This window comes from Streptomyces sp. NPDC030862 (assembly GCF_055571835.1).
In genome coordinates this window covers 194697-218018 of the sequence record NZ_JBVIEN010000009.1, presented here as the reverse complement: position 1 = coordinate 218018, position 23322 = coordinate 194697, and the positions used below count along the sequence as shown (strand labels likewise).

The window sequence follows — 23322 nt, the reverse complement described above, 5'->3', positions numbered from 1 at the left end:
GACAGAAGCTCTAGAAAAATTGCCCGTGCGTCTCATGCTGCGTTCGAAAGTGTGGTTTTCCCGCTAGGGTGTGCGACATGGACGTACTCGCCGACGTACTGGCCACCACCCGGTTCAGCGGAGTGCTGCTGGCCCAGTTGCGCGCCGGCCGCCCCGACTGGGGCTGCGGGCTCGAACAGTTGCCCACGGCGGGCTTCCACCTCGTCGCCGAGGGCACCTGCTGGCTGCGGACGCGGGGCCGCCCGCCGCTGCACCTGGTGCCCGGGGACGTGGTGCTGCTCCCGCGCGGTGAGCCCCACGAGCTGGCGGGCGCCCCCGACGCGACGGCGGTGCGGTACGCCGACCTCGAGTCCGCCCATCCGCCGGGCCGCGACGGCGTCATGGACCTGGGCGGCGCCGGTGCGGCCGTCCGCATCGTCTGCGGCAAGTTCTCCTACGAGGGGGAGGCGGGCCGGCACCCGGTGCTGTCCGTGCTGCCCGAGGTCATCCACGTCCCCGGGATGAGCGCCGACCCGGATCTGCAGGGCACCATCCGGCTGCTCGCCGCCGAGACCGGCAGGAACCGGCCCGGGGCGCGCGCCGTGGCGACCCGCCTGACCGACGTGCTGTTCGTGCAGGTGGTCCGCGCCTGGCTCGAACTCCACGAGGACGGCGGCGGGGACGGCGGTGGGGACGGCGGGGAGGGCCCCGGCCCGTCCTGGCTGACGGCGCTGCGCGACCCGCGCATCGGGACGGCGCTGTCCCTCATGCACGAGGAACCGCAGCGCCCCTGGACGGTGGAGAGCCTGGCGCGGGCCGCGGCGATGTCCCGCCCGGCCTTCGCCCGGCAGTTCAAGGCGCTGGTCGGCAGCTCCCCGCTGGCGTACCTGGCGCGGCTGCGGATCGACCGGGCCGCGAGGATGCTGCGCGACACCGACGAGCTGGTCGGCGACATCGCGCAGGCGGTGGGGTACGCCTCGGAGTTCGCGTTCTCCCGGGCCTTCTCCCGCCAGCGCGGCATCGCGCCGGGCCGCTACCGGCGTACGGCGCCCGAGCCGGTGGGCGTGTGAGCCTGCGCCGCGGTGTGCCTCCCGGCGGGTCACGCGTGCCGTCCCGCGGGGACCGGCTCCGGCTCCTCGATGTCCTCGGGGGTGAAGTCCAGGGCTGACGCCTCGTCGTCGGACGGGCCGCCCGCGGCGGACCGGGCCCGTCGCCGGTCCAGGAGCAGTGCCACCACCGTGGCGAGGGCGTAGAGCAGCCACAGCGGCGCGGCGAGCGCCAGCATCGACAGCGGGTCGGTGCTCGGCGTCGCGATGGCGGAGAAGAGCGTGACTCCCATGATCATCCAGCGCCACCAGCCGAGCATCTTCCGGCCGGAGACCACCCCGCACACGTTCAGCATGACCAGCAGCAGGGGGAGTTCGAAGGCGAACCCGAAGACGACGACCATGCGGACGATCAGGTCCAGCAGCTCGTCGAGCGGCAGCTGGTTGTCCACCTGGGCCGGGGAGAAGTCCAGCAGCACCCGCGCCATGACGGGCAGCGTGCGGTACGCCAGGAAGCCGCCGGCCAGGAACAGCGGGACGCCCGCGCCGACGAAGAGCAGCGTGTACTTGCGCTCGTGGCGGTGCAGACCCGGGGCGATGAAGGCCCACAGCTGGTAGAGCCAGACGGGTGCGGCGACCACCAGGCCGGTGGCCAGCGAGACCTTCAGGGCGAGCGAGAACGGGGCGATCAGGCCGTTGAGCACGAGGCGCGCGCAGGTCTTGTCCTCGCCCCGCGCCACCTCGGCGAAGGCGGAGCGGCAGCCGACCGCGTCGAGGATGGGCCGGGTGGCGAAGTCGGTGATGGCCTCGTAGAAGAAGGCCGCGGTGACGGTGACGACCAGGATGGCGGCGACGGCGATGGCGAGGCGCTTGCGCAGCTCGCGCAGGTGCTCGACGAGCGACATCCTCCCGTCACCGCCACGCGGGTCGCCGGTGCCCGCCGCCTGAGCGGGCCGCTCCGTGGACACGTCCCCGGGGGGCTGCGTGTGCAGGCGGGCCGACTTCAGCATCTCGTCCTCGTCTCGTGTGGTGGAGTGGTGGAGGGTGCCGGGTTCGTCAGGGCTGGAGGCCGGCCGGGGCGGCGGACTCGACGGGCGTGCGGACGACGGCGGCCTGCGGGGCCGTGACCGGACCGGGCGCCGGGGCCGTGACCGGACCCGTCGCCGTGGCGGGGGCCGCGGCCGCATGCGGGGTGACGTCGGACTTCATCGCCTCGGCCTCGCGCTTGAGGATGCGGGCCGAGCGGCCCAGCGCACGGGCCATCTCCGGCATCTTCTTCGCGCCGAACAGCAGCAGGACGACGATGAGGATGAGGAGGATCTCGGGGGCGCCGATCTTTCCGAACATCGGGGGCTCCTTCCGGAACGGGGGAGGGCGGAGCCGGCCGCCCGGAGCGGGGCCGGCGTGCGGGCGACGCGGCGTGCGGACGACACGGCCGGGTGGACGCCACGGCCGGGCGGATGGCACGGCCGGGTGGATGACGCGGCCGCGCGGATGACGCGGTCCGGGCGGCCGCGGTGGGTGGCGGGCCCGCGGCGCCCGCGGGCCGAAGCCCGCGGGCACCGCGACGCCGTGCGCGCCGTACGACCGGGGTGCGGTCCGGCTCAGTAGATGCCGAACATGCGGACCGGGCCGCTGAAGCCGCCGATGTGCTTGAGCAGGCCGATGACGGCGATGGCGCCGTTGTCCGGCAGCTGGTCCATGTTGGCGGCCCACTCGATGCCGTAGTGGCCCGTGGGCAGCAGGATCTTGTGGCTGCGCGGGTCGACGACGTCGTGGGCGCCGGAGTCCATGCTCGGGGCGTCCGTGGCGATGCCGACGACGTCGCGCTGCGACTCCAGGAACTCCGCCGCGTCCCAGCCGATGCCCGGGAAGTGCGGGTGTCCGTCCGCGTCCCGGTTGAAGATCAGCTCCGGGGTGTGCAGCCGCTTGTACCAGCCGCTGTCCAGGCAGATGATGGCGCCCTTGGGGATGCGGCCGTAGCGCGCCTCCCACTTCTTCAGGTCGTCGTAGGTGAGCAGCGCGTCCGGGTCCTGCTTGGCGCGCTCCTCCAGCCGGATGATGACCATCGGGGCGATGAGGTCCTCGGCACCGATCTGGTCCGTGGTGATCTGGCCGTTGGCGAAGTGCTTCGGGCCGTCCATGTGGGTGCCGCTGTGCTCGTCGATGGTCATCAGGTTGGTGTTGTAACCCTCCTTGTCCACCGAGGCCACCTGCCAGATCTTCGGCGGGGCGACGTACGGCTGGTAGACGGGGAAGTCCTCGCCCCACGGGTGGCTCATGTCCACGACCTTGCGGCGGCGGGAGAACAGCTTGTCCACGTTGCCCGCGGCGGAGCTCGCGGCGACGGCCGGCTTGGCGCCGAACAGGCCCATGCCCGCGACGGTGGCGGCGAGCGCGCCACCGACGCCGAGCAGCTTGCGGCGGCTGGAGTTGGCACCGAAGCCGGCCTTGCGGGCCTCCTGCGCGGTCTGGATGGTCTGCTCGCTACCCGCCTGGCGGGTGGGGATCAGATCGTGCTCGGCTCTGAAGTCATCGCCGTAGACGGCGTTCATGATCTGAGGTCCGCACATGGGGATCTCCTCTCAAATGCTGCGGGCAGCCAAAGGCCGGTACCCGAAGTCGAGTTGGCGAGGGGGAACGGTGGAACCGTAGCCCAGATTCAGGGATCGATCAAACTTCCGGCTACGAATAACCATAAGAGATCGTATAGTTCTGGTGCTGCCGCGCCGCCGGACGCCCGGCGACGTATCCGCGCGCCGCACTCCCCGTACGGCCTCTCCAAGGAGCACAGACGTGATCGAGACCCTGGTCCGCCCGCTGGCGGACGGCTTCATGCAGGTGGGTGTGTTCGTGGCCCTCCTGGTCGGAGCCTTCGCCTGGTTGCGCTGGCGGTACGGTGACCGCCTGCTCGCCCTGCTGGAGCGGCGGCGCGGCTTCGGGCCCGTGGTGGGCGCCCTCCTCGGCGTCTCGCCCGGCTGCGCGGGCGCGCTGCTGCTGACCCCGCTCTACACCCGGGGCGCCATCTCGTTCGGCACGGTCGTCGCCGGTGTGGCCGCCACCATGGGCGACTCCTCCTGGGTGATCTTCGCCGCGCAGCCGCTGATGGCGCTCAAGGTGCACGCGCTGCTCTTCGCCACGGGCGTGGTCACCGGTTACGCCGTGGACGCGCTGCGCCTGACCCCGGAGCGCCTCTCCTCCCGGGGTACGGGCGACCACGCGCCCGCCGAAGTACGGGAGTTGGTCCTAGTGGGCGGCGGCGCACGGCGGACGGTCGGCGCGCCGGCGCCCGCGGGCGGGTCGCTCAAGGGCGGCGCCGGCGCGTGGACGCCCGGCGGTGTCCCCGGTGCCGCGTCGGGTGCCGTGGCCGGTGCCTCGGCCGGTGACGCGGCTCAGGCGGCCACCGCCGCGGGTGCCTTGAGGCTCGCCCTGTGGGTCGTCGCCGGGCTCGCCGCGCTCGTCGCCGTCCCCGTGGCGTTCCAGCTGGTCGACGCGGCGTCGCTGACCCGGATCGCCGGGGGCTGGGACCCGTACCTCGTCCTCGGCGCCCTCGGCACCGTGCTGTGCGCCATGGTCCTGGTCGCGCACCGCGGCACGGCCCAGCACGACGACGGCATCTCGCCGCAGCGCCCCTCGATCGCGCTCGCCGCGGGCGCCCGCGAACTCGCCTTGATCGTGGTGTGGGTCTCGGTCATCTACCTGGCCTGGACCCTGGTGGAGACGCTCACCGGGTTCGACGGGAGCCAACTGCCGCTGCACGGCTGGCTCGGCGTCGTGGTCGGGGCGTGCATCGGGCTGATACCGGGCTGCGCGGTGCAGATCGCGTTCACCACGCTCTACCTCGCCGGCGGGGTTCCGCTGCCCACTCTGGTGGCCAACGCCGTCAGCCAGGACGGCGACGCCCTGCTGCCCCTGATCGCCCGGGACGCCCGCGCGGCGTTCCTGACGACGGTCCTGACGACGGTCCCCGCCCTGGCGGTGGGCGCCGTGCTGCTGCTGGCGTCCTGAGCCGCGGCCCGGCGGGGGAGCGGTACGAGGGGGCGGTCCCGGTACGGATACCGGGACCGCCCCCTCGCGTCGTACGCCCCCGCCCCGTACGGGCTCGCGCCGTACGGGGCGGGGTGCGCCGTCAGGCCGCGGCAATGGCGTGGTCGTCGACCCGTGTGCCGCGGATGAGCCACGCCGGGCCCTCCGCGAACTCCTCGATCACCGCGAAGAAGCGGGCGAAGTGCTCGCCGGCGCAGTGCTCGTCGAACGCGGCCTCGTCCTCGTACGCCTCGTTGAGGTAGAAGCGGTTGGGGTCCTCCGCGTCGGCGATCAGCTCGAACCGCCGGGTGCCCGGCTCGTCGGCGAGGGAGTCGCGGCCGTCCGCGAGGGCGGCGGCGATGAACTCCGCGCGCCGCTCGGCCGGTACGTCGAAGGCGACGGCGATGTGGTACATGACGGCTCCTCAGGTGCTCGGCAGGTCAGGTGCGTGGGGGAAGGGCAAGGGGGGAAGGGGGGCGGCGGCAGGGGGGAGCGGGGCGCGCGCGGGTCAGGGCCGGACGGGACCGGACCCGGCCCCCGTCGACTCGATGGCCGCCGCGATCTCGGCGAGGTCGGCGTCCGTCAGCTCCAGGGAGGCCGCGGCGATCCAGCCGCCGACCTGCTGCGGCGTACGGGCGCCGACGATGGCGCCGCTGACACCCGGCCACGCCAGTACCCAGGCGACGGCGACCGCGCCCGTGCTCACCCCGTGCCGTTCGGCCACCGGCCGCAGGGCGTCGGCCAGGCGCAGGTTCGCCGCCAGGCCCGTCGTGAAGTCGGGGTGGCCCGACCGCCAGTCGTCGGCCGGCAGGGCCGTCGCGCGCTCGGCCGAGAAGGCGCCGCTGAGCAGGCCCGACTGCATCGGCGAGTAGGCGATCACGCCGGTGCCGTGCGCGGCGGCCCAGGCGATCTCCTCGGCGGCCGAGCGGTTGATCGCGGAGAACGGCGGCTGGATCACGTCGACGTGCGCGATGCGCTCGGCGGCTTCGAGCTGTGCGACGGAGTGGTTGGACAGGCCGATCGCCCGTACCTTCCCCTCGGCCTTGAGGTCGGCCATCACCTGCCAGTACTCCTCGAGCGGTGTGGCGTTGGGGGAGACCTCCCCCTCCGGGCCGCCGTACTCGAGCGACTCGCCGGTGTCCGGCCAGTGCACCTGGTAGAGGCCGATCTGCTCGACGTTCAGCCTGCGCAGCGAGTCCTCCACCTCCCGGCGCACGCTTTCGGGCTTCATGATCCGGTGCGGGGGCGCGGACGGGTTCGAGGCGTCCCATACCAGGCCGCACTTGGTGAAGACGTGGGGGCGCGCGTGCGGCGGCAGGGAGGCGAGTGCCTTCCCGATGATCTCCTCGGAGTGGCCCAGTCCGTAGACGGCGGCCGTGTCGATCCAGTTGATGCCGCTGTCGACGGCGTGGTGGATGGCGGCGATCGACGCGATGTCGTCCTGTGCGCCCCAGCCGTAGCGCCATCCGTCGCCGCCGATGGCCCAGGCGCCGAAGCCCGTGCGCGAGATGTCGATGCCGGTGGAGCCCAGGGGCTGGGCGGGCAGCCTCATAGCGTGGGATGTCCCTTTCGTTGCGAGTGCGGTGGTCGGGGATCGATGCGGGTCAGAGCCGCGCCACACCGTCCCGGCGCGCCTGCTCGGCGACGGCCGCGGCGACGGCGGGGGCGACCCGGGGGTCGAAGGGGCTCGGCACGATGTGGTCGGCGCTCAGCTCGTCGTCGCCGACGACGGCGGCGATGGCCTCGGCCGCGGCCAGCTTCATGCCCTCGGTGACGGCGGTCGCGCGGACGTCGAAGGCGCCGCGGAAGATGCCGGGGAACGCCAGCACGTTGTTGATCTGGTTGGGGAAGTCGCTGCGGCCCGTGGCGACCACCCGGGCGTGGCGGGCGGCGACGTCCGGCGCGATCTCGGGGGTGGGGTTGGACAGGGCGAAGACGATGGAGTCGGGGGCCATCGTGGCGATGGCGTCCTCGCTCACGGTGGCGCCGGACAGGCCGATGAAGACGTCGGCGCCCTTGAGCGCCTGCTCGACCGAGCCGGCGTAACCGGCCTTGTTGCCGTCCCGGGCCAGGCGGGCCTTGACGGGGTTGAGGTCCTCGCGTCCGGTGTGCAGCATCCCCTTGCTGTCGGCCGCGGCGAGGTCGCCGATGCCCGCCTCCAGCAGAATCCGGCTCACGGCGATGCCGGAGGCGCCGGCGCCCGCGACCACGGCGCGCAGGTCGGACAGCGAGCGGCCGGTGAGCCGGGCGGCGTTGCGCAGCGCGGCGAGGACGACGACGGCGGTGCCGTGCTGGTCGTCGTGGAAGACGGGGATGTCGAGGGCCTCCCGGAGCCGGTCCTCGATCTCGAAGCAGCGGGGCGCGCTGATGTCCTCCAGGTTGATGCCGCCGAAGGAGGGCGCGAGCCGTACGACGGTCTCCACCAGGTCGTCGACGTCGGTGGTGGCCAGGCAGATCGGTACGGCGTCGACGTCCGCGAACTCCTTGAAGAGCAGGGCCTTGCCCTCCATCACCGGCATGGCCGCGGCCGGGCCGATGTCGCCGAGGCCGAGGACGGCGGTGCCGTCGGAGACCACGGCGACCGTGCGCGCGGCCCAGGTGTAGTCGGCGGCCAGGTCGGGGTCCTCCGCGATCGCCGTGCACACCCGGGCGACGCCGGGGGTGTACGCGAGGGAGAGCTGCTCCGCGTCGGTCACCTCGACGGTGGAACGGACGGCCAGCTTGCCGCCGCGATGGAGGGCGAAGGCGGGGTCGCGGTCGAGCACGGACGGTGGCGTGGTGGGCATGGGGGCTCCTCGGTTCACGGGCCGGCGGCGTAGCCGGCCCTTCACCCCCAGTATTAGTAAGATGTCTTATAGATGCAAGATGACTTACCACTCAGTGGGTAAGAGGGCCTAGGGAAGTAAGACGTCTACAGGTAATCTCAGCCCATGGACCCGTCGAAGCATGAGCGCCTGGGGCAGCACATCAAGCGAGTGGAGCAGGAACTGACCTCCGCCAAGCACACGGTGCTGCGCCCCTTCAAGATCAACGTCCCGCAGTACAGCGTGCTCTACGCGCTGCTCCAGGAGCCCGGTCTGTCCGGCTCGGTGCTCGCCCGCCGCTGCATGGTCACACCGCAGACCATGTCCTCCGTGCTCTCCACGCTGGAGGGGCGCGGCCTGGTCGAGCGGAAGCCGCACCCGATCCACAGCCACATCCTGGAGGCCCGGCTCACCCGCACCGGCCGCTCCCTCCTCCAGCGCGCGGACGCGGCGGTGGAGGAGGTGGAGCGGGCGCTCACGGACCACTTCGAGCCGGACGAGGCCGAACGCTTCCTGGAGCAGCTGTCCCGCTGCTCCAAGGCCCTGGCCACCCTCCCGGGCGCGCCGGCCAAGCCGTCGTCCTCCTGACCCGTGGCGGCTCAGGCCGCGGGTGTCGCCTCCGCCATCGACTTCACCATCACCGGGGCGGGCCCGAAGGACAGCTCGCCCGTCGTCAGCAGGTCGAGCAGCTGGGCCAGCTCCCGGTCGCCGGGGGTGGCGGTGCGGAGGACGAAGTGCCGCAGGCCCGCCTGCTCCGGGCCGCCGAAGAACCGGAAGAAGCCGATGTCGGCGCCGTTCGCGGCGAAGCTCTCGTAGAGGAAGACCACACCGCCCCCGGCCACCAGGCCCTGTTCCACGGCCGTCACGTCACCGGAGACGGCTTCGTACACCACGTCGAAGACGCCCTGTGCGTCGGCGGCGTCGGTCACGACCCGCGCGGCGCCGAGCGAGGCGACCGGCCCCGCAGTGGCGGGGTCCTGCACGACCGCCGTCACCTCGGCCCGCACGGCCGCCGCCAGCTCGACGAGCAGGCGCCCGATGCCGTGCTCGGCGCCGGTGACCAGGACCCGCCGGCCCGCCAGCGGGCCGGCGCCGCGCACCAGGCGCAGGGCCGTCAGCACCGCGACCCGCAGCGCCGCCGCCTGCTCGAAGCTCACGTGGTCGGGCAGCACGACCGCGTACTCGGTGGCGAGCGCCATGCACGGGGCCCACTCGGCGCCGGTGGCCAGGCCGACCACCCGGTCGCCGGGCTTGGGGCCGAAGCCCTCCGGGGCCGCCCGCAGCACGACGCCCGCGACGTCCCAGCCCGGCATCCAGCCCTCGGGCAGCGGCTCCGCCTTGATCACCTCGTCGTGCTCGGGGGCGACCGCCCGCACGGCGACGAGGATCTCGTCATCGGCCTGCGCGAGGGGCGACTGCTGGGTACGCGTGCTGTGTTCGGACATGCTTGGTTCCTTTCGTATGGCTGCCAGGCGGCAAGACACCCCCTAGGGGGTGTGAGGTGGGTCAGAACGTCTCGTGGACGAGGGCGGACCCGGCGGAAGCGCCGGTGGACTCGTCGGCGGTGACGACCTCGAACGCGTCCGGGTGCTCCAGCACGCAGCCCGACATGACGAGGTGGTTCTCCAGCACCTGGTAGCGGATCCAGTCGAGGGTGTAGGAGTCGTCCGGTACGCCCGGCGCCAGCCGCACCCGCAGCTGCGCCCGCTCCTCGTGCCCCGCCCGGTCGACGGCGACGTGCGCCGCCACCACGTCCCCCGTGCCCAGGGCGAGTTCGACCAGCTCCTGGGCCGACACGGTGCGGCCGTGGAGCCGGAAGAAGGGCGACGAGGGGTCGAACAGGCGCACCGCCGGGCCGGGCCGGCCGCAGACACAGCGCGCGTACTCGCCCCGGTCGCCGGTGTCGTACCGGATGAGCGGCGGTTTCCGGCCCGGGTCGAACGTCGTCACCAGGAGCCGGCCGTCCACGGCCTCCACGTGCTGGTGGTCCAGCGGGTGGTAGACGTCGGCCAGGCACAGCGGCCCCCGCTGCCCGATCGGCCCGGTGGCCGGAGAGCCGTACAGCCGCCACACCTCGGTGTACGGGAAGCAGTCGGCGACGGCCCGGTCCGGTGTCCGGTCGAGCCCCGCGCCGCCGAGCAGCAGCGTCCGCAGCCAGGGCAGCGGCCGCCCGGCGACCGCGTCCCCGAGCAGCCGGCACACCGATTCCGCGGGTGCGGCGATGGCGGTCACGCCGAGCCGGGCGAAGAGGTCGGGCCAGTCGTCGTGCTTCCCGCTGGGCAGGCGGCCGAACGGCAGGGCGGTGGCGCCCGACTCGGTGGTGAACCGGTGGAAGAACTGGTGGTCGGGGCGCATCCGTTCCAGCGGGTGCAGATTGGCCACCACGTCCGCGGGGCCGACCGGGCTCCAGCTGCGCCGTACCTGTGCGACGTACAGGTCCTCCGGGAGCAGGCTCAGCCCCGGGGAGCCCAGGGAGCCCCCCACGGCCCAGAGCGAGGACGCCTCGCCCCAGGTGCGGCCGAGCTTGTTCTGGGCGATGACCTCCTCGACCGCCCGCGACAGCTCCTCCCGCCGCAGCACCGGCAGTTCGTGGAGCGCCGGCTCCGCTCCCGGTTCGTCCAGGAACGGCCGGTACTTGATGGCCAGTGAGGGAATCCGCGAGGCCTCCCGCAGCAGCTCCCCCACCCCGTGCGCCGCCGGGGCCCCGCTCCGGGACTCGTCGGCGAGAGGCTGCCACCGTGTGCGCGCAACCATGGATCCCCCGTCTCTCGCGTGTCGGTTCCTCGACAGGAAAGCATTCCTTCGGGAAGGTATCAAGTATTATCGGGAAGCCCGATGACGAAGCCTCCCCGCGGCCGGCGCGGTGAGGCGCCGGACACGGGGAGGCGGGTGCGGTGAGGGGCGTGGGGCTACGCCAGGCCGAGGGAAAGGTAGGTGGCGTCCAGCTCCGCCACGTCCAGGCCGGCCGCGCGGCGGACCATGCGGATCGCCCGGTAGATCTGGTTGATGTGCGCGATGTCGTGGCCGACGACCTTGCGGATCATGACCTCCATCGTCTCGCCGCCCTGCTCGCCGTGGCGGCCGGTGCGCTGCCACGCCTCCGGCGGAAGCGCCCCCAGCAGTGCGACGTTGGAGGCGCGCAGTCCGGTCCACGCGTCGAGCATCTGCCGGAACGGAAGGCGCGGCAGCGGCGCCCAGAGCTGCTCGTCGTAACCGGGGTAGACGGGATTGTCCTCGGTGGCCACCAGCCGCCAGCGGAAGCCGTAGACGATGTCCACGTCGAAGAGGTGGCCGACGGTGAAGGCGGCGGGCCACTCGCCGGGCTCCGGGGCCGTCTCGGCGAGCTCGGTGGGCAGGTCCGCGAAGAGCTGCCGGGCCCAGACGGGCGTCTTGGCGAGGACCTCGAACGGGTCGCGTTCACCGGCGACTTCGAGGAGCGCGGTGACGTACGCCGCGGGGTCCTCGGTGGCCGACGGGATGTCGATCCGGTGGACGTCCGCGTCGCCGAGGACGCTGTCGAGTGTGGTGGTCGTGCTCATGTGCTGGCATACCTTTCGGTGTTGCGGAGCGCCTGCCGCGTCGGGGCGGTGGTGGCTCCGGTGCAGAGGATGCGGCCGGTCGCCCGGCGGCTACGCGGGGCCCGTGGGCGCGGTGGCGGGCTCCACGGGGACGGTGGTCGGGGCGGCGGCAGCGGGCCGCGCCTGAGCGGGCTCGGTGGGGGCGCCCGCGGGCCGGCCCTGGGTGGGGTCGGTCGTGGCGGGCGCGGGGGTGCGGGGCTTCGCGCCCAGGACCAGCAGCGCACCCAGTACGGCGACGGCCGCGCAGACCACCCAGTGGAGCGGGGCCGAGATTCCGTAGAGCAGACCGCCGACCGCCGGGCCGAGCGCGCCGCCCAGGGTGTGCGCGAGACCCTCCGCGCCCTGGTAGCGGCCGCGCAGATGGGCGGGGGAGAACTCGGCGGGGTAGGCGTTGGCGATCGGCGTGTAGACGGTCTCCGCGACCGTCCACACCACCACCGTCAGGGCCAGCAGCCACACCGCGTCCACCGCGCCGGTGAGACCCATGCCGACGCCGAGCAGCAGCAGCCCCGCCGCGATCACCCGGCGGGGGGTGCGGTGCTCGGTGTGCTTGGTGAGCGGGAGCTCGATCACCACGCAGAGCAGCGCGTTGAGGCCCAGCAGCAGACCGTAGACGCTGTTGTCGAAGCCCGCGTCCCGCACGTGGAGCGGCAGGGTCGCGGTGGACTGCCCGTAGACGAAGGTCGCGGCGACCATCGAGCCGAGGAAGAGCAGGTACGGCCGGTCGGAGAAGACCTCGCGGTACCCGCCCTTGCGGGCCTGGGCCGCCGCCCCGGGGACCGCGGCCGGTGCCGGACGGCCGCCCGGGAGGGTGAGCAGCGCCAGCACGCCGAAGGCGAGGGAGAACAGGGCGTCGCCGATGAAGACGTACGTGTACGAGTGGCCGCTGAGCAGACCGCCGACGAGCGGGCCGACCGCCATGCCCACGTTGATGGCGAGGCGCAGCACGGCGAACGCCATGACGCGTTGCGCCTCCGGCACCACGTCCACCAGCAGCGCACCGGCCGCCGGCCGGTACAACTGGGCGAAGACGCCGACCAGCGTCACCAGCAGGGTGGTCGACAGCAGGCCGTCCGTCAGCGGGACGGCGACCGTCGCCGCGCTGCTGCCGAACATCGACACGGCGATGGTGGTCCGCCGGCCGAACCGGTCGGCGACCGTGCCGCCGACGGCGTTTCCGATGAACGCGCCGACCCCCACCAGGCCGAGGGCGGCACCCGCCTGGAACGCGGAGAAACCGCGCGAGACGAGGAAGAGCACGAGGAAGACGTTGAGGAAGTTCCCGAACTTGATCAGGAACATGCCCGAGAAGATGACCCAGGCGCTCCGGGGAAGTTCCCGCAGCCGTCTGTGCAGCGGGGCGGAATCCGCCATGACTGTTGCTCCTTGAGAAATGGGGTGAGGGGTGCGCGGCCGTCAGCGGGCTCCCGCGGGCTCCGCCCGGTGGGCGGTGTCCGCGTCGGCGGGGGCGTCGGCCTCGGAGGCGGCGGCGGTACCGGTACCGCCGGCACCGGGCCCGGACGAGCCGGCTTCGGGACCGGACGAGCCGGCGTCGGTCGCGTCGGCATCGCCGGTCTGCGCTGCCTCGGGGACCCGGCCGGCCAGCACCAGGACGCAGGCCGCCGCGGCGAGACCGGCGCAGCCCAGCGCCACCACCGAGTAGTCGTGCGTCGCGTCGGCCATGACCGCTCCGACCTCGCTGGACAGCGCCGTGCCCAGGGCGTGCACCGTCCACACCAGACCCATGCCGAAGCCGCGTACCTCCACGGGCAGGACGCGGGCGGCCCACATGGTGGTGGCGATCACGGTCGCCAGGTAGCTCACGCCGAAGACCACGCCGAAGGCGATGACGACCGCACCGGTGGGGTTCAGCGCCACCAGCACCATCGCCACGCAGCGCACCGCGTACGCGCTGAGCAGGACGCCCTTGATCCAGCCCCGGTCGCACAGCCAGCCGGCCAGCAGGCCGCCCGCGATCTCGAAGACGCCGAGCAGCGCCACGGCCGTGGAGCTGACCGTGTGGCCGAGGCCGTGGTCGTGCATGAGCGGCATGAAGTGCACGTCGATGAAGGCCATCGTGGCCCCGCAGGCGAACAGCGCCAGCGAGAGGCGCCGCATGTCCGGGTTCCCGGCCGTCAGCCGCAGCCGCTCGCCGAACGACAGCCGCCGGAGCGCACGCGGTCCGGGATCGGACGAGGCGGTGTCCTCCGCCTCCGGGCGCGCGGCGACCCGGTTCGACCCCCGGGCCACCAGCATGGCCAGCGGGGCCAGGACGCACAGGAAGACCAGGCCCACCACGAGCAGCACGTCCTGCCACGACGACCACGTGCCCAGCCACGACCAGAGCGGCACCAGCACCACGAAGCCGACCGCCGCGCCGTTGGTGAGCAGCGCGTACATCAGGCCCTTGCGGCCGTCCCGGAACAGCTCGTCCACCAGGACGCCCAGCGGTACGTACGACAGCATGGTCGAGGCCAGCGCGGCGATGAGGGCGTACACCGCGACGAACAGCCACAGTTCGCCGGCGAGCGCGCAGCCGACCAGCGCCACTCCCGACAGCGCGGTGCCCAGCGCCAGCGTGGCCGCGCCGCCCAGCCGGTCCGCCAGGGCGCCGACGAGCGGGGACGCCACGGCGACGGTGACGGCGAAGAGCGTGGTGGCCCAGGCGAGCGCGCCCCGGGAGCCGCCGAAGGTGTCGGCCATGGGCACGAAGTACACCTGGACGGTGTTCTTCAGCGCCGATCCGGCCAGGGTCAGCAGGAAGGCGGCCGCGCTGAGGACGATCAGCAGCACCTTGGCGTTCGGCGAGGGGCCGTGGGCGGCAGCGGCGTTCGTGGCGGCGGGACGGGACGCGGGTCTAGGCATGGGAGGCCTCGGAGGGGGAGAGGGGGTTGCCGTCGGGGTCGAAGGGGTGCTTGAAGTCGAAGGCGTGCGCGGTGGGCCCGAACTCGTTGAGGATCTCGAGGCGCAGGCAGGCCTCGCGCCAGGTCGGGACCACGTCGTCCGCGACCCACCAGGCCGCGTAGAGCCGGTGGGGGAGGGAGACGAACCAGCGCCGCCGGTCGCGCAGCGCCTGCCGGTGGATGCCGCTGTAGGCGTAGTCCCGTACCGATGACAGGTCGGTCCACAGCGAGAGGGTGGAGGCCCGGGTGTCGGTGTCGTCGTCCCTGCCGCCGGTGTAGAAGGAGGGCGCCTCGAATTTGCCCCAGGCACCGTAGTCGCGGCCGAAGTTCGTCCACTTGGTGCCCGCCGAATCGACGGCCTCGGCCCGGCCGATGAATCCGGGGCTGCTTTCCGAGGCGCCGAAAACGAGCGGTTCCAGCTCGTTGAAATCGGTGTTGGAAAGGTGCGGGTAGGGCTGTTTGAGCACCGCGAAGGTGGTGAAGGCGATCCGAGGCATGGCGCCGAGCATGGGGGCGCGTCCGGTGCGGCGCAATGGCGGTGCGGCTGCACGGTTGTGCCTGGCACGAACGTGCCGGAACCGGGCCCGCCGGTGAGCTCGGTGGTATTTCGTGCCGGGGCATTCTTGTGCCACCGGAAACGTGTTCCGGGGCCCTTTTCGATGTCGCAGAGTCATATCCATGACCGCTCACCTGACCGACAAAACGCTTCTCGTCGTCGGCGGCCGCATACAGACGCTGCGCAAAGCCGCGGCGCTCGGAATCCGGTTCGTACTGATCCAGCACCCGGACCAGTTCGTGCCGGAGGCCGCCCGGCTCGCCGCGGCCGTGATCATCGCCGACTACACCGACTGGAACACCACCCGCCCGCTCGTCGAGGCGGCCCACCAGGCGTACGGGTTCACCCGCGTCGTGTCCATCACGGAGCCGGGTCTCGTGCCGGCCGCCCGCATCAGCGACCACCTGGGGCTCGGCGGAACCACCGAGCGCACCGCCGAACTCCTCCGCGACAAGCACGCGATGCGCCGCCACCTCGGCGCGCACCCCGACCCGCTGGTGCGGGAGCTGTCGGTGGCCGCCGCCGAGGTCGCCGGCGCGGACGACCTGGTCGCCTTCGGGGCGGCGCACGGCTACCCGTTCGTGCTCAAGCCCGTGGACGCCACCGCCAGCCTCGGCGTCGTACGGATCGACGGGCCCGAGCAGGCCGCGGTCGCGTGGGCCGAGGTGGAGGCGCTGCGCGCCCGCACCGACCTCCAGTGGGGGTCGTTCTTCACGATCGGGCGGTTCATCGCCGAGCAGTACATCTCCGGCCCGGAGTACAGCGTCGAGACGTTCTCCTTCGCGGGCCGGCACATCGTGCTCGCGGTGACGGAGAAGCTCACCGGCGGTGACGGCCCGGACGCCGGCCCGGACCGCGCACCGGGCGCGGGCGAGGGCTTCATCGAGCTCGGGCACGCGCTGCCGGCCCGGCTCGCACCGGCCGACGAGCGGCGCGTCGAGGAGAGCGTGAGCCGCTTCCTCGACGCGGTCGGCCTGACCGACGGCGCCGCCCACACCGAGCTGCGCCTGACCCCGTCGGGGCCCCAGATCATCGAGGGCCACAACCGGATGGGAGGCGACCGGATCTTCGACCTGCTGGACGCCGCGTACGGCATCGACGTCGAAGAGTGGATCGTGGCCTGGCAGTTCGGGCTGATCCCGGCGCTGACCGAGCGGCCCGTCCCCCGCCGCGCGGCCGCCACCCGCTTCCTGTCCGCCCGCCCCGGCACGGTCGTGGAGATCCAGGGCGCCGAGGAGGCCAGGGCCCTCGACGGCGTCCTGGACGTGGAGACCACGGTCGCGCCCGGCGACACCGTGGGCGAGCTGCGCGGCAACTGGGACCGCGTCGGCCAGGTGCTGGCCACCGGTGCCGACACCGCCGCCGCCGTCGCCACCGCGGAGCGGCTCACCGAGAAGGTCACCGTCGTCACCCGTGCCCCCGGGCGGCGGCAGGAGGAGGAAGCGGCATGAAGATCCTGCTGATCATGCGGAACACGTACGCGTGGCACCGCGAGCACATCGAGACGCTGGAGCGCATGGGCCTGGAGATCCACCTGGCCACCCAGGTCGCCCGGGCCGAGGAGGACGGCCGGTTCGCCTCCGTCGTCCGTCTGCCGGAGGACCTGGACACGCCCGGACTGGCCGCGTTCTGCGCGGCCGCCGCGCGCCGGCTGGGCATCGCCACCGCGATCACCTTCTACGACTCCGACATCGTGGTCACCTCGCTCGCCAACCGGCTCCTCGGGCACGCCTGGCCGCGCCCCGAGGCCGACGAGATCTCGCGCGACAAGCGGCTCCAGCGGCAGTTCCTGGAGGAGCACGGCCTGCCCGGGCCGCGTGCGGTCGCCGTCACCGGCGTCGAGGAGGGGCTCGCCGCCGCCGAGGGGTTCCGCTACCCGTTCATCGTCAAGCCCAGCGCGCTGGCGGCCAGCATGGGCGTCACGCTCGTCCACGACCGCGACGCGCTGCGGGCGGCGCTGGAGGACGTGGCGCGGCTGGTGGAGGAGTGGGGCGGCTACTTCCCCAGCGACGGCCCGGACATCGCGCTCCTCGAGGAGTTCCTGCCGGGCAAGGAGGTCACCCTCGACGGCGTGGTCCTCTCCGGCCGGTTCCACCTGGTCGGCGTCACCAACAAGATGCAGATGCCCGGCCCGTACTTCGAGGAGGACTTCTACACGCTGCCCTTCCGCACCCCGGAGGAGGAGCCGGAGCTCGTCGCGGTCGCCGAGGGCATCGTCGCCGCGCTCGGCGTCGAGCACTGCCTGTTCAACGCCGAGTTCCGGCAGGACGACCAGGGCCGCTACCGGGTGGTCGAGTTCGCCACCCGGATGAGCGGCGGGCAGAACTACCGCAACCTGCGCGAGGTCCACGGCATCGACGCGGTCCGGCTGTACGCCAAGGCCGTGCTCGCCGGCGACGACGCGGCCGCCCGGGCCGCGGTCCTCGACGGCGAGGTGCGGCGCGCGGCCGAGCCCCGCGCCGCCACCTGCATCAAGTTCGCGTACCGGACCGGGAGGCTGGTGCGCAACAACCCGGGCGACGCCTTCCACTCGCCGTACTTCCGCTCGTACATCCCCGCCTCCCGCCCCGGCGACCGGCTGCGGCGCGCACCGGAGGGCTGGTACGAGATCGCCGGCTCGCTGGCGGTCGCCGCGCCGTACCGCGAGCCGGCCGACATCGACCGGGTCGAGCGGATCGCCGCCGAACTCGACGAACGCCTCGACGTCGTCGTCGTACCCGCCTGAGAGCCGAAGCGAGAACGATCACTGTGCACACCGACGACCCCGTGTTCCGCATGGGCATCACCGAACCGACCGCGATCGACCCCTACAAGGCCCAGGAGGGCGAAGGCATCCTCGTCTGCAAGGCCCTGTTCACCGGCCTGCTGGCGCTGGACGACGACGGCGCGCTCGTCCCCGCCACCGCCACCCGCTGGTGGACCGACGACGCCGCGCTCACCTGGACCTTCGCGCTGCGCACCGACACCGTCTTCAGCGACGGCGAGCCGGTCACCGCGCACAGCTTCGTACGGGGCTGGGCGCGTGCGCTGGACCCGGAGGCCAACACCGAGACCGCCTACCACCTGGCGGGCGTGCGGTCCTTCACCGCGGTCGACGACGCCACGCTCGTCGTGGAACTGTCCGAACCGGACGTCCAGTTCGACCTGAAGACCCTCCAGCCCATCTTCAGCCCGGTCCCGTCCTGCGCGGGCCCGGCCCTGAACCCCGCCTACAACGACCGGCCGATCGGCAACGGGCCGTTCGTGATGGACGGTCCGTGGCGGCACGGCGAGTCCATCCGGCTGCGCCGCAACGAGCGCTGGTCCGGCCCCGCACCCGAGGTGCGCGAGGTCCACATCGACATCCTCGACCCGGTCACCGCGCTGGACGACGAGTACGAGCGGTTCCTGGCCGGCACGTACGACTACGCCCGCGTCCCGCCCTCCCGCACCGCCGAGGCGGCGCGGCTGGACGGGTTCCTGGAGCGGGACGGCGCCGGGCTGTTCTACCTGATCCCCTTCTGCCACCAGGCGCCGATGGACTCGGTGGACGCCCGCCGCGCCGTCTCCGCCGCCATCGACCGGCACGCCCTGATCGACACGTACTTCCACGGCCGGCGCACCGCCGCCCACTCCCTGCTGTCGCCCTGGTTCGGGACGGCGCACACCCCGCGCGGGGAGTGGGAGGAGGACTGGACCGCGTACGCGCCGGGACGGGCCAGGGCCGCCGCCCTGCGGGCCGGCCTGCCGCCCGGCACCCGCGTCGACCTCGCCTACAACACCGGGGCGGGGCACGACGAGTGGGTGCACACCCTGGCCGCCGGGCTGGAGGACGTCCTCGGCTGGCACGTCGACCTGCTGCGCACCGACGGGCGCGGCCTGGTCGACCACCGCACCTCGATCGCCGCGGCCGGCCTGTGCCGGGCCGGCTGGGCCTGTGACTACCCCACGCCCGACAACATGCTCTTCCCGCTGCTGCACTCGTCCTGCACGGCGCCCGACGAGCGGGGCACGGCCCACGGCGACAACGAGGGCCGCTACGAGAACCCGGAGTTCGACGCCCTCGTCGCCCGGGCCCGCGCCTCCACCGACCCGGCCGAGCGCGCCGACGCCTGGCGGCGCGCCGACCGCGCCGCCATGGCCGACCTCGCCCTGATCCCCCTCTGGTACCGCACCGACCAGCGGGTGTACGCCGCCGACCGGATCAGCGGCCTGCGCATCGACTTCGACGGCAACCCGACCCTGACCACGGTGACCGCCACCACCACCGCCACCTCGACGACCACCGCCCCCGCGATCGCAAGGAGCACCGCACGATGAGCGAGACCACCACGCCCGGCACGACCGACGTCCACGACATCCTCGGCATCGGCTTCGGACCGGCCAACCTCGCCCTCGCCATCGCCCTGGAGGAACGCGACTCGCCGCTCTCCGCCAGATTCCTGGAGGCCCGGCCCAGCCCCGAGTGGCAGCCCGGCATGCTGCTCGACGGCTCCGACATCCAGAACCACCCCAGCCGCGACCTGGTCACCCTGCGCAACCCGCGCAGCCGCTACAGCTTCCTCAACTACCTGCACGAGCAGGGCCGGCTGCTGCGCCACCTCAACCTCCCCTCGGAGTTCCCGCTGCGCAAGGAGTACGCCGGCTACATCCGCTGGGCGGCCGGCTTCTTCTCGCACCTCGTGGACTGCGACCAGCGGGCCGACCGGGTCCGGATCACCGAGGTGGCGGGCGAGTCGCTGTACGAGGTGACCACCGTGTCGGGCCGCCGCTACCTGGGCCGGACGCTCGTGATGGGCCCCGGCCGCACCCCGTACGTCCCCGCCCCGTACGACACCGTGCGCAGCCGGCGCGTCTTCCACCTGACCCAGTACCTGCCGCGCCTCACCGAGCTGACCGGCGGCACGGGCGAGGGGCGCGAGCCGGAGTCGGTGGCCGTCATCGGCGGCAGCCAGAGCGCCGTGGAGCTCGCCCTCGACCTCAGCCGCCGCTTCCCGCGCACCCGCGTGACCACCTACACCCGCTCCCACTCGCTGCGGCTGAAGGACACCAGCCCCTTCAGCGAGGAGGGGTACTTCCCCGAGTTCACCGACTACTACTTCCGTGCCTCCCGCGAGGGCAAGCGCGCCCTCGACGCCTACATGCACCCCACCAACTACTCGTCGGCGGACGGTGACGTGCTGCGCGAGCTCTACCTGACCATGTACGAGCAGGAACTGGACGGCGACCAGCGGGTGTTCGTCCGCGGCAACCACGAGGCCGTACGGGTCGCCGAGACCGGCGACGGCCGGATCGCGCTGGACTTCCTGGAGCGCCACACCGGGGAGACGGTCACCGACACCGTGGACTTCGCCGTCCTCGCCACGGGCTTCCGCAACATGGGCCCGGGCCCGGACGAGGAGCTGTGCCCGCCGCTGATGGCCTCGCTCGCCGACCGGTTCGCCACCGAGCCGGACGGCCGCCTGGAGGTCGACGCCGACTACGCGCTGCGGCCGGTCGCCGACGGCATCCCGCCGCTGTTCCTGAACGGCCTGTGCGAGTCCAGCCACGGAATCGGCGACGCCGGGTCCTTCAGCCTGCTGTCGCTGCGCGCCGCGACCCTCGCCGATGCGCTGGCCGGCCGCCTGGCGTCCGACCCCGCCCGTACCGCCCCCACCCGTACCGACCGCGCCGCCGCCCTCGCCGCCGCCTGACACGAGAGGTCCCCACCACCATGACCGCCCCCACCGTCGGCCACGCGTCTCCCGCGGAGGCCGCGGCACCCCGCTACGCCGGGCCGCGCGTGACCGGCGCCCTGCCGGGCCCGCGCAGCGCCGAGCTCCTCGCCCGCCAGGAGCGGCGCGAGTCCAACTCGCGCTCGTACCCCCGCAAGCTTCCCCTCGCCATCCGCCGCGCCCGGGGCAGTTACGTCGAGGACCTCGACGGCAACGTCTTCCTCGACTTCCTCAGCGGCGCGGGGGTGCTCTCCCTCGGCCACAACCACCCCGAGCCGCTCGCCGCCGCCCACCGGCAGCTCGACGAGTTCGTCCACGGTCTGGACTTCCCCACGCCCGTCAAGGACGAGTTCACCGAGCTGACCATCGGGATGCTGCCGGAGCCGATGCGGGAGCGCACCCGCATCCACTTCTGCGGCCCGACCGGCGCCAACGCCGTCGACGCGGCGCTCAAGCTGTGCAAGACCGCCACGGGCCGCGAGGAGGTCATCACCTTCCAGGGCGGCTTCCACGGCGCGACGCTGGCCGCGATGAGCGTCACCGGCCTGGTCGAGCAGAAGGAGCCGGTACGCGGCCGGATGCCGGGCGTGCACTTCTTCCCGTACTCGAACTGCCACAACTGCCCCCTCGGCCTCAAGCGGGACAGCTGCGAGGTCAACTGCGCCGCCTTCCTGGAGCGCGCCCTCACCGACGTCAACGGCGGCATCACCCTGCCGGCGGCCGTGCTGATGGAGCTGGTCCAGGGCGAGGGCGGGGTGATCCCCGCCGAGGTGGAGTTCGTGCAGCGCGTCCGCAAGGTCACCCGCGAGCTGGGCATCCCGCTGATCGTCGACGAGGTGCAGAGCGGCTGCGGCCGCACCGGCACCTGGTTCGCCTTCGAGCAGTACGGCATCGAGCCGGACGTGGTGTGCGTGTCCAAGGCGCTCAGCGGCATGGGCCTGCCGGCCGCCGTGATCCTCTACGACGAGAAGCTCGACACCTGGAAACCGGGCGCCCACACCGGCACCTTCCGCGGCAACCAGCCGGCCTTCGCCGCCGGCGTCGCCACCCTCAAGGTCGTCCGGCGCGACCGGGTCCTGGAGAACGTCCGCGCCCGGGCCGACCAGCTGATGGTGCACCTCCAGGGCCTGCGCGCGCTCAGCCCGTACGTCGCCGACGTGCGCGGCCTGGGCCTGATGGCCGGCGTCGAGCTGGCCGACCCGGTCACCGGGCTGCCCGCCACCGCGCTCGCCAAGCGCGTCCAGTGGGAGGCCGTCAGCCGCGGCCTGATCCTGGAGCTGGGCGGCCGGGACGACTGCGTGGTGCGCATGCTGCCGCCGCTGAACTGCACCGCCGAGGAGATAGACACCGCCGGGCTGATCCTGCGGGAGGCCCTGTCCGCGGCGCTGGAGCCGCTGGAGCCGACCACGGGGAGCGCCCGATGACGTACACCGACGAACAGGTCCACGATCTGGTGGTGGCGGGCTTCGGCCCCTCCGGCATCGCGCTCGCCGCGGCCGTCGAGGACCACGACGACGCCACCGGGTCCGGGCCGCTGGCCGCCCGCTACCTGGAGAAGGCCGCCGACTCGGCCTGGCAGCCCAACCTGGTCCTGCCCGGGACCGACATCCAGCACCACTTCCTGCGCGACTTCGCCACCCCGCGCGACCCGCGCAGCCGCTTCACCTTCCCCTCCTACCTCCAGCAGAGCGGGCGCTTCTACCCGTTCACGCTGATGGGCGGCTACGTCAGCCGGCTGGAGTGGTCGGACTACGTGCAGTGGGCGGCCGGGCAGGTGCGCGGCCCCGTCGACTACCACCGCGAGGTCCTCGCCGTCGAACCCGTCACCGACGCCGACGGCCGGGTGCGCACCGCCCGGGTCGTCGCCCGCGACACCCGCGACGGCGCCACCCACACCTTCCACACCCGCAACGTCGCCCTGGCCACCGGCCACGAGGCGTACGTCCCCGACACCTTCCGCCCGCACCTGGGCGAGCGGGTGTTCCACGCGAGCCGCCTGCTGCCGAGCCTCGCCGCGCTGGGCGAGAAGCCCCTGCGCAGCGTCGCGGTGATCGGTGCCGGGCAGACCGCGGGTGAGATCGTCCTGCACCTGGCGGCCGCAGACCCCGGCACCCGCATCCACTCGGTGGTCCGGCACGCCGGCTTCCGCATGTACGAGCTGGGCCACTTCTCCAACGAGGTGTACTTCCCCGCCGAGACCGACTACTTCTACGGCCTCGAGGACGAGCAGCGCGCACGCGCCCTGGACCAGGCCCGCGCCACCAACTACGCGGCCGTGGACCCCGACGTGTCCACCGCCCTCTACCAGGCGGTGTACGAGGACCGGCTCAGCGGCCGCGACCGCCTCCGCATGCACCGGCGCACCGAGGTCACCGCCGTCGAGCGGACCGACGACGGCGCGGTGCGGCTGCGCACCGAGGAGGTCTTCACCGGCGAGCGCGGTCTGATCGAGGCCGACGCGGTGGTGCTGTGCACCGGTTACCGGGAGCCCGCCTTCCCGCGCCAGCTCACCGCCTTCTCCCCGTACCTGCGGCTGGACGCCGCCGGACGCCCGGAGGTGACCCGCGCCTACCGCGCCGAGACCACCGAGGACTGCGAGGTCGGCATCTACCTCGACGGCCTCACCGAGTGGCGGCACGGCATCGGCAGCGCCACCTCCTTCAGCCAGATGGCCGCCAAGGCCGACACCATCCACCGCGACCTGCGCAGCCGGCTCCGCGCGCCGGTCGCCGCCTGA

21 protein-coding genes are annotated in these 23322 nt (G+C 73.2%); 9 read left to right on the top strand and 12 right to left on the bottom strand.

What is annotated here, in order from left to right:
* The first annotated feature begins 77 nt into the window (after positions 1-77).
* Positions 78-1049, top strand: a complete 972-nt coding sequence (locus ACZ42X_RS24460; RefSeq protein WP_468293931.1) for a cupin domain-containing protein — start codon at positions 78-80, stop codon at positions 1047-1049.
* A 29-nt stretch (positions 1050-1078) separates the two neighbouring features.
* Here ACZ42X_RS24460 and tatC read toward each other — a convergent pair whose 3' ends face one another.
* From tatC to ACZ42X_RS24445, 3 genes are all read right to left on the bottom strand, one after another.
* The gene (gene tatC, locus ACZ42X_RS24455; RefSeq protein WP_468293928.1) at positions 1079-2035 is read right to left on the bottom strand and encodes a twin-arginine translocase subunit TatC; all 957 of its coding nucleotides are present in this window, start codon (positions 2033-2035) and stop codon (positions 1079-1081) included.
* Positions 2036-2081: 46 nt separating this feature from the next.
* On the bottom strand, positions 2082-2372 hold the full coding sequence (tatA, locus tag ACZ42X_RS24450; RefSeq protein WP_468293925.1) for a Sec-independent protein translocase subunit TatA: 291 nt from the start codon (positions 2370-2372) through the stop codon (positions 2082-2084).
* Between the two features lie 257 nt (positions 2373-2629).
* Positions 2630-3598 (bottom strand): cyclase family protein, encoded by a 969-nt coding sequence (locus tag ACZ42X_RS24445; RefSeq protein WP_361417483.1) that lies wholly within the window; start codon positions 3596-3598, stop codon positions 2630-2632.
* 223 nt (positions 3599-3821) lie between these two features.
* Here ACZ42X_RS24445 and ACZ42X_RS24440 point away from each other — a divergent pair, with 223 nt between their 5' ends.
* The gene (locus tag ACZ42X_RS24440; protein WP_468293921.1) at positions 3822-5033 is read left to right on the top strand and encodes a putative manganese transporter; all 1212 of its coding nucleotides are present in this window, start codon (positions 3822-3824) and stop codon (positions 5031-5033) included.
* A gap of 121 nt (positions 5034-5154) precedes the next feature.
* On the opposite strand, the gene ACZ42X_RS24435 is transcribed toward ACZ42X_RS24440, so the two are convergent.
* From ACZ42X_RS24435 to ACZ42X_RS24425, 3 genes are all read right to left on the bottom strand, one after another.
* Entirely contained in the window at positions 5155-5466 is a 312-nt protein-coding gene (locus ACZ42X_RS24435) for a putative quinol monooxygenase (protein WP_468293918.1), read from the bottom strand.
* Between the two features lie 93 nt (positions 5467-5559).
* Positions 5560-6603 carry an aldo/keto reductase gene (locus tag ACZ42X_RS24430; RefSeq protein WP_468293915.1) on the bottom strand — a complete coding sequence of 348 codons (1044 nt, stop codon included), beginning with the start codon at positions 6601-6603 and terminating at the stop codon, positions 5560-5562.
* A 52-nt stretch (positions 6604-6655) separates the two neighbouring features.
* Positions 6656-7837: an NAD(P)-dependent malic enzyme gene (locus tag ACZ42X_RS24425; protein ID WP_468293913.1), complete on the bottom strand. Its 1182-nt coding sequence runs from the start codon at positions 7835-7837 to the stop codon at positions 6656-6658.
* Between the two features lie 144 nt (positions 7838-7981).
* Here ACZ42X_RS24425 and ACZ42X_RS24420 point away from each other — a divergent pair, with 144 nt between their 5' ends.
* On the top strand, positions 7982-8443 hold the full coding sequence (locus ACZ42X_RS24420; protein WP_468293910.1) for a MarR family winged helix-turn-helix transcriptional regulator: 462 nt from the start codon (positions 7982-7984) through the stop codon (positions 8441-8443).
* Positions 8444-8454: 11 nt separating this feature from the next.
* Here ACZ42X_RS24420 and ACZ42X_RS24415 read toward each other — a convergent pair whose 3' ends face one another.
* The 6 genes from ACZ42X_RS24415 to ACZ42X_RS24390 all read right to left on the bottom strand — a co-directional run bounded on the left by ACZ42X_RS24415 (position 8455) and on the right by ACZ42X_RS24390 (position 14833).
* Positions 8455-9300 (bottom strand): MDR/zinc-dependent alcohol dehydrogenase-like family protein, encoded by an 846-nt coding sequence (locus tag ACZ42X_RS24415; protein WP_468293907.1) that lies wholly within the window; start codon positions 9298-9300, stop codon positions 8455-8457.
* Positions 9301-9361: 61 nt separating this feature from the next.
* Positions 9362-10609 carry a phenylacetate--CoA ligase family protein gene (locus ACZ42X_RS24410; protein WP_468293904.1) on the bottom strand — a complete coding sequence of 416 codons (1248 nt, stop codon included), beginning with the start codon at positions 10607-10609 and terminating at the stop codon, positions 9362-9364.
* 155 nt (positions 10610-10764) lie between these two features.
* Complete coding sequence (locus ACZ42X_RS24405; RefSeq protein WP_361417508.1) at positions 10765-11394, bottom strand: DinB family protein; 630 nt, start codon at positions 11392-11394, stop codon at positions 10765-10767.
* 90 nt (positions 11395-11484) lie between these two features.
* Entirely contained in the window at positions 11485-12807 is a 1323-nt protein-coding gene (locus ACZ42X_RS24400; RefSeq protein WP_468293900.1) for an MDR family MFS transporter, read from the bottom strand.
* Between the two features lie 42 nt (positions 12808-12849).
* Positions 12850-14298, bottom strand: coding sequence for an MFS transporter (locus ACZ42X_RS24395; protein WP_468293897.1), 1449 nt, complete (start codon positions 14296-14298; stop codon positions 12850-12852).
* Positions 14291-14833, bottom strand: a complete 543-nt coding sequence (locus ACZ42X_RS24390) for a DUF3291 domain-containing protein (protein WP_468293894.1) — start codon at positions 14831-14833, stop codon at positions 14291-14293. The genes ACZ42X_RS24395 and ACZ42X_RS24390 overlap by 8 nt, the downstream gene beginning before the upstream one ends.
* 181 nt (positions 14834-15014) lie before the next feature.
* Here ACZ42X_RS24390 and ACZ42X_RS24385 point away from each other — a divergent pair, with 181 nt between their 5' ends.
* Genes ACZ42X_RS24385 through ACZ42X_RS24360 form a run of 6 tightly spaced genes read left to right on the top strand, consistent with a single transcriptional unit; the run spans position 15015 to position 23322 of the window.
* A complete protein-coding gene (locus ACZ42X_RS24385) occupies positions 15015-16343 on the top strand; it encodes an ATP-grasp domain-containing protein (RefSeq protein WP_468293892.1) in 1329 nt (442 codons plus the stop codon).
* Positions 16340-17617: an ATP-grasp domain-containing protein gene (locus tag ACZ42X_RS24380; protein WP_468293889.1), complete on the top strand. Its 1278-nt coding sequence runs from the start codon at positions 16340-16342 to the stop codon at positions 17615-17617. The genes ACZ42X_RS24385 and ACZ42X_RS24380 overlap by 4 nt, the downstream gene beginning before the upstream one ends.
* A 23-nt stretch (positions 17618-17640) precedes the next feature.
* Positions 17641-19191, top strand: a complete 1551-nt coding sequence (locus tag ACZ42X_RS24375) for an ABC transporter substrate-binding protein (RefSeq protein WP_468293886.1) — start codon at positions 17641-17643, stop codon at positions 19189-19191.
* A complete protein-coding gene (locus ACZ42X_RS24370; protein ID WP_468293884.1) occupies positions 19188-20564 on the top strand; it encodes a lysine N(6)-hydroxylase/L-ornithine N(5)-oxygenase family protein in 1377 nt (458 codons plus the stop codon). The genes ACZ42X_RS24375 and ACZ42X_RS24370 overlap by 4 nt, the downstream gene beginning before the upstream one ends.
* A gap of 20 nt (positions 20565-20584) precedes the next feature.
* Positions 20585-22009 (top strand): diaminobutyrate--2-oxoglutarate transaminase family protein, encoded by a 1425-nt coding sequence (locus ACZ42X_RS24365; RefSeq protein WP_468293881.1) that lies wholly within the window; start codon positions 20585-20587, stop codon positions 22007-22009.
* A complete protein-coding gene (locus ACZ42X_RS24360) occupies positions 22006-23322 on the top strand; it encodes a SidA/IucD/PvdA family monooxygenase (RefSeq protein WP_468293878.1) in 1317 nt (438 codons plus the stop codon). Before ACZ42X_RS24365 ends, ACZ42X_RS24360 begins: the two co-directional genes overlap by 4 nt.

Excerpts from the sequence above, each read along its gene's own strand:
- ACZ42X_RS24460 (WP_468293931.1), top strand. The coding sequence starts at position 78 with ATGGACGTACTCGCCGACGTACTGGCCACCACCCGGTTCAGCGGAGTG.
- tatC (WP_468293928.1), bottom strand. The coding sequence starts at position 2,035 with ATGCTGAAGTCGGCCCGCCTGCACACGCAGCCCCCCGGGGACGTGTCC.
- tatA (WP_468293925.1), bottom strand. The coding sequence starts at position 2,372 with ATGTTCGGAAAGATCGGCGCCCCCGAGATCCTCCTCATCCTCATCGTC.
- ACZ42X_RS24445 (WP_361417483.1), bottom strand. The coding sequence starts at position 3,598 with ATGTGCGGACCTCAGATCATGAACGCCGTCTACGGCGATGACTTCAGA.
- ACZ42X_RS24435 (WP_468293918.1), bottom strand. The coding sequence starts at position 5,466 with ATGTACCACATCGCCGTCGCCTTCGACGTACCGGCCGAGCGGCGCGCG.
- ACZ42X_RS24430 (WP_468293915.1), bottom strand. The coding sequence starts at position 6,603 with ATGAGGCTGCCCGCCCAGCCCCTGGGCTCCACCGGCATCGACATCTCG.
- ACZ42X_RS24425 (WP_468293913.1), bottom strand. The coding sequence starts at position 7,837 with ATGCCCACCACGCCACCGTCCGTGCTCGACCGCGACCCCGCCTTCGCC.
- ACZ42X_RS24420 (WP_468293910.1), top strand. The coding sequence starts at position 7,982 with ATGGACCCGTCGAAGCATGAGCGCCTGGGGCAGCACATCAAGCGAGTG.
- ACZ42X_RS24415 (WP_468293907.1), bottom strand. The coding sequence starts at position 9,300 with ATGTCCGAACACAGCACGCGTACCCAGCAGTCGCCCCTCGCGCAGGCC.
- ACZ42X_RS24410 (WP_468293904.1), bottom strand. The coding sequence starts at position 10,609 with ATGGTTGCGCGCACACGGTGGCAGCCTCTCGCCGACGAGTCCCGGAGC.
- ACZ42X_RS24405 (WP_361417508.1), bottom strand. The coding sequence starts at position 11,394 with ATGAGCACGACCACCACACTCGACAGCGTCCTCGGCGACGCGGACGTC.
- ACZ42X_RS24400 (WP_468293900.1), bottom strand. The coding sequence starts at position 12,807 with ATGGCGGATTCCGCCCCGCTGCACAGACGGCTGCGGGAACTTCCCCGG.
- ACZ42X_RS24395 (WP_468293897.1), bottom strand. The coding sequence starts at position 14,298 with ATGCCTAGACCCGCGTCCCGTCCCGCCGCCACGAACGCCGCTGCCGCC.
- ACZ42X_RS24390 (WP_468293894.1), bottom strand. The coding sequence starts at position 14,833 with ATGCCTCGGATCGCCTTCACCACCTTCGCGGTGCTCAAACAGCCCTAC.
- ACZ42X_RS24385 (WP_468293892.1), top strand. The coding sequence starts at position 15,015 with ATGACCGCTCACCTGACCGACAAAACGCTTCTCGTCGTCGGCGGCCGC.
- ACZ42X_RS24380 (WP_468293889.1), top strand. The coding sequence starts at position 16,340 with ATGAAGATCCTGCTGATCATGCGGAACACGTACGCGTGGCACCGCGAG.
- ACZ42X_RS24370 (WP_468293884.1), top strand. The coding sequence starts at position 19,188 with ATGAGCGAGACCACCACGCCCGGCACGACCGACGTCCACGACATCCTC.
- ACZ42X_RS24365 (WP_468293881.1), top strand. The coding sequence starts at position 20,585 with ATGACCGCCCCCACCGTCGGCCACGCGTCTCCCGCGGAGGCCGCGGCA.
- ACZ42X_RS24360 (WP_468293878.1), top strand. The coding sequence starts at position 22,006 with ATGACGTACACCGACGAACAGGTCCACGATCTGGTGGTGGCGGGCTTC.